The 2,131-nt window shown below is 37.8% G+C and carries 2 protein-coding genes; both read left to right on the top strand.

Going from position 1 to position 2,131, the window contains the following annotated elements; genetic code table 11:
• Positions 1–316: FMN-binding protein (locus ACW6OJ_RS07230; RefSeq protein WP_456096162.1), on the top strand; the 316-nt coding region annotated here is incomplete at its 5' end.
• On the top strand, positions 316–2,131 hold a 1,816-nt coding region (locus ACW6OJ_RS07225), incomplete at its 3' end, for an FMN-binding protein (RefSeq protein ID WP_456096161.1). The genes ACW6OJ_RS07230 and ACW6OJ_RS07225, both read left to right, overlap by 1 nt.

The raw sequence follows: 2,131 nt of genomic DNA, 5'->3' as shown, positions 1-2,131 counted from the left end.
CTCAAATACTGGATCAACCACTGGTTCAAATTCAGGTCAAGCCGAGTCAAAGTACAAGGATGGAGAATACACTGGTAGTGGTCCTGGCTATCATGGGCCTGTAAAGGTGAGTGTCAAGATAGAAGGCGGAAAGATAAGGGATATTAGTATTTTGGAAAATACTGACGATGCAGAATACTTTGATAGGGCTAAGTCCTTAATAAATGATATATTGAATAAGCAAAGTACAGATGTATCTGTTGTTAGTGGGGCAACGTACAGTTCAAATGGAATTATAGGGGCGGTAAATAGTGCCTTGGCTAGTGGAGGAAATTAATGAATAGGAATATAAACAAGTTTATACTTATAAGCATAATAGTGTCTGTATTTATAGGTGTCACTGGCTATAGTATAGGAATGAGTCTAGGTAAAAACTCCATAGCAAAGGATGTCCCTGTAATAAATGATAATAGGGCAGATGATTACCAGGCTAATGACGATGAAAAAGCAAGTGAAAATAATGCTGTTAGTCAAAGCCCAGATACAGCAAGTAATAATAAAGCAAAAGCAGATAACAAGAAGTCTTCAAGTAGCGATACTGGAGGCATAGGAAATAGAAAGACATCTAGTGGGTCAAATAATACTGGATATTCTAGTGGACCTAGTCGTAGGGCTAGCTCTGTAAATACGAGTATACCAAGTCAGCTAAAGGACGGCGTATACAATGGTTCAGCTAGTGGCTATGGTGGAGAAATAAGGGTAAAAGTTACAGTTTCAAATAGTAAAATTTCAGATATAAAGGTGGAAAGTCATTCTGAAACACCTGAATATTATGATAGGTGTTCTGGAATAATACCTAATATTATTTCATCACAGTCTACTAATGTTGATGGAGTAAGTGGAGCAACATATACTAGTAATGGAATAAAGGCTGCTGTGGCAGATGCCCTAAAAAGTGCGGGAGCTAGCAGTGCTAGTAATAGTTCTAACTCAAATACAAGTAAGGTAAAGCCGACAGAAAGCAAAAATAACCAGTCAGCCGACAAGGAAGAAATTAAAAAATTAAAGAAGCAGATAAAGGAGCTTCAAGATGCAGCTGATGTTAAGGACAAGCTTAAGGATGGAAAATATCAGGGTAACGGAACCGGATTTAAGGGTAATGTTAAGGCAGAAGTTGTGGTAAGAGGAGGTAAAATTTCTAGTATAAATATACTGGAAAATGTTGATGACGCCCCATACTTCGACAAGGCCAAGGCCCTAATACCATCTATAATATCTAAGCAGTCACTAAAGGTTGATTCTATTTCAGGAGCAACATATTCATCAAATGGAATAAAGTCAGCAGTAAGAGACGCACTTAAAAAGGCCGGATCAAGCCAGGATAGTGATTCAAATGAAGAAACAAACCGCTTACTTTCTAAAGTACAGGAGGAAAATAAGAAGCTAAAAGACCAAAACAGTGGGTTGAAAAATAAGATAGAAAGTTTAGAAAATGAAGCTCAAAAGGATACTAATATTAACAAGAAGCTGAAGGATGGTAGATATTCTGGTAGTGGGGCTGGTTTCAAGGGAGATGTAAAGGTCCAGGTTGATGTAAGCGGAGGTAAAATCTCAAATATTAATATAGTTGATAATGTAGACGATGCCCCATATTTTGACAAGGCCAAGTCCCTAGTAGGAACAATAATTTCAAAACAAACACCAAATGTAGACTCTATTTCAGGAGCAACATACTCATCAAATGGAATAAAGTCAGCTGTGAGAGATGCCCTAAAGAAGGCAGGAGTAAGTAGCGAGGGTGACAATAGCGAGGAAGTAAAGCAACAGCTTGCTAAGCTAACAAAACTAGAAGAAAAGAATAAGCAACTAAAGAAGTTGACTAAGGAGCTTAGAGAAAGGATTGAGAGTCTAGAAAGTGAATCACAGAAGGACCTAGCTAACAAAAAGCTAAAGGATGGAAGTTATGAAGGAAGAGGAATAGGCTTCAGAGGGGATGTAAAGGTCCAGGTTGATGTAAGTGGAGGCAAAATCTCAAATATTAATATAGTTGATAATGTAGACGATGCCCCATATTTTGACAAGGCCAAGTCCCTAGTAGGAACAATAATTTCAAAACAAACACCAAATGTAGACTCTATTTCAGGAGCAACAT

Source organism: Peptostreptococcus sp. (assembly GCF_977045075.1).
Note: the sequence above shows the minus strand (reverse complement) of the source record. Positions and strands in the feature narration are given on the sequence as shown.